Below are 2679 nucleotides of genomic sequence, written 5' to 3'. Positions count from 1 at the left end.
TCAGAGGCAACAAAGAACGGAACAACCTGCATTTCCCCGAACGTTAAGGACAGCCCTACGGTGAACGAGTGGCCTAAGATTTCCCGTTCTTGGGCGATGCGGTTACGACCAGATCAAAAAGCAGGCTTTTCCCATGCCTAACGCCTGCAATAAGGTGCCCCGCACTGAACTAACAAAGCACACTGAACTTCATACCAAAACCGCCGAGTGTAAAGGGTCACCTTGATTGCCTTGTTATGTTTCAATTATTAAGTCAGCATATATTTCGGACAATGCGCAAACTACTGCCTCAATACTTATATCAAGCTCAACGATTAATTCTGAAAATTCGGAAACAGTTGACGATATTATTTCGCTTTTAATCTCAGAGTGTTCGATGGGAATTTCAATATCAGTATCTTCTAATGTTGAGGCTACGATTACATTACTTGTTGTAAATGATGACTCATGAGATATTTCATTTCGAAGCGTTTTATACTTTGATACAATCGTTGATAACTCACCCATCTTTTCCTTAATTACTGGAAAATCATCGATTAAGTTATCAAACTGTATCTTCCCTTTAAACGAAGCCACCCTTATATTGTTCTTTAGCAAAGAGGTCGAGACAAGAAGTTTCATTCTTTCTTCAACCGTTGTTAATCGCGAAATAATGTTCTCAACATGATAAACACATACTTTTGAAAATCGAAAAACAGGAAGGTCTAAGTCCTCATGTTCTAAATAATGTAAACCAATATTCAAACCGTCCAAGGCAGCATCGACTTCAATAACTCGCTTCATGACATCGAAGCTATATTTCTCATACTCTGTGTATGATTGCTTCTCCCCTTGTGTTTCTCGTAACCCTTTTATTACGGCTTTAGCGTAACAAACTTTTAAAGATGAGAATGAATCGTTACTAATCAACATGATAAACGTCCTTTGAAACATAACGCTTGCAATAAGGTGCCCCACACTAAACCGACAAAGCACACTGAACTTCATACCAAAACTGCCGAGTGTAACGGGTCACCTTGATTGCTTTGTTAGGCATTTCCACTTGTCACCCCCCTACCTGGCCGCCGAACTCTCAGCGCAGTCCGCTGCCAACCATGGGATACAGCATGCACTAAATCTCAAGCAACACTAATACTATCAGCATCTTAAAGCCAGATACATTTACATGACATCCTGATGAGATGCTAATCGAGGCTGCATCACTAGACTGATGGGATGAGTAAATGACAAGCCTTTCACTGCAGTGCAACGAGGAAACTAGGAACGTTTATTGCCGTCGTCTGAGACAGCAAAGAACGGAACAACCTGCATTTCCCGGAACTATAAGGACAGCCCTACGATGAACGAATGGCCATAGAGTTCCCGTTCTTGGGCGACGTGGTTACGACCAGATCCAAAAGCTGGCTTTTCCCATGCCTAACGCCTGCAATAAGGTGCCCCACACCAAACTAACAAAGCACGCCGAACTCTATACCAAAACCGCCGAGTGTAACGGGTCACCTTGATTGCCTTGTTATGCGATACTACGTCATCAGTACCAACATGACTATTAAAAACTTAAATCAAAAGTTCACAACTTTGGAATCAAAATATACCGAATAGTAAACTATGAAATTATTAATTAATTTTTAGGGCTGATCGCTAAAAGGCAAACAAGCCAAAACTTTGAGGGTTTTAGTTTTCACAAGCCTTCTTCAACAAGTTGGTATTCTGTAAATGAAAATATGAAGTTATCTCTTTCATCTATATAATCAATATCTTCCTTATAAGGATCAAGACTAATTGATATAGTATTTCCATCCTCAATAGCTTTGACGTGAGAAATTGAACTACACATGTAATCATCACACAGATCAACTTTCTGAACACCAGTCAACCGAAGATTAATCACCTGCTTCTCAAATTTAACTAGGCTAATTTCCACACTGCTTTCTTGTTTAATATTTTTCGTATATCGCTCATACTTAAATACAACACTTAACAATTCAGCATTTCTTAGCGTATTTTCTAGATCAACTAACCGCCTCATTTAACCTCCTTAACGCATAACGYCTGCRATAAGGTGCCCCTCGCAAAACCAGCAAAGCGCATCGAACTTCATACCAAAACTGCCGAGTGTAATGGGTCACCTTGATTGCTTTGTTAGGCATTTCCACATGTAAAATTCCTACTTGGCCGTCGAACTCTCAACGCAGTCCGCTGCCAACCATGGGATACAGCATGCACTAAATCTCAAGTAACACTAATACTATCAGCACCTTAAGGCCAGATGCATTTACATGACATCCTGATGAGATCCTAATCAAGGCTGCATCACTGGACTGATGGGTTGAGTTTACGACAAGCCTTTCACAACAATGCATCGAGGAAACTAGGAACGTTTATTACCACCGCCTGAGGCAGCAAAAAACGTAGCAACCTGCATTTCCCAGATCTTTAAGGACAGCCTTACGATGGACGAATGGCCAAAGATTTCCCGTTCTTGAGCGATGTAGTTACGACCAGATCCAAAAGCAGGCTTTTACCATGCCTAACGTCTGCAATAAGGTGCCCCGCACTGAACTAACAAAGCACGCCAAACTTCGAACCAAAACTGCCGAGTCAAACGGGTCACCTTGATTGCTTTGTTAGGCATTTCCACTTGTGACCGTCCTACTTGGCCGGCGAACTCTCAGCATA

At 41.5% G+C, this 2679-nt stretch carries 2 protein-coding genes; both read right to left on the bottom strand.

Annotated features, from left to right (window positions below; all coding sequences use genetic code 11):
* Positions 1-234: 234 nt before the first annotated feature.
* Positions 235-912: a Cthe_2314 family HEPN domain-containing protein gene (locus EIZ48_RS27880; protein ID WP_160658626.1), complete on the bottom strand. Its 678-nt coding sequence runs from the start codon at positions 910-912 to the stop codon at positions 235-237.
* Positions 913-1681: 769 nt separating this feature from the next.
* Positions 1682-2029 carry a hypothetical protein gene (locus EIZ48_RS27875; protein ID WP_160658624.1) on the bottom strand — a complete coding sequence of 116 codons (348 nt, stop codon included), beginning with the start codon at positions 2027-2029 and terminating at the stop codon, positions 1682-1684.
* Positions 2030-2679 lie beyond the last annotated feature (650 nt).

Origin of the sequence: Photobacterium alginatilyticum, assembly GCF_009910675.1 — a bacterium.
Classification (GTDB): Bacteria; Pseudomonadota; Gammaproteobacteria; order Enterobacterales; family Vibrionaceae; genus Photobacterium; species Photobacterium alginatilyticum.
This window is presented reverse-complemented; position numbering and strand designations above follow the sequence as displayed.

Excerpts from the sequence above, each read along its gene's own strand:
- EIZ48_RS27880 (WP_160658626.1), bottom strand. The coding sequence starts at position 912 with ATGTTGATTAGTAACGATTCATTCTCATCTTTAAAAGTTTGTTACGCT.
- EIZ48_RS27875 (WP_160658624.1), bottom strand. The coding sequence starts at position 2,029 with ATGAGGCGGTTAGTTGATCTAGAAAATACGCTAAGAAATGCTGAATTG.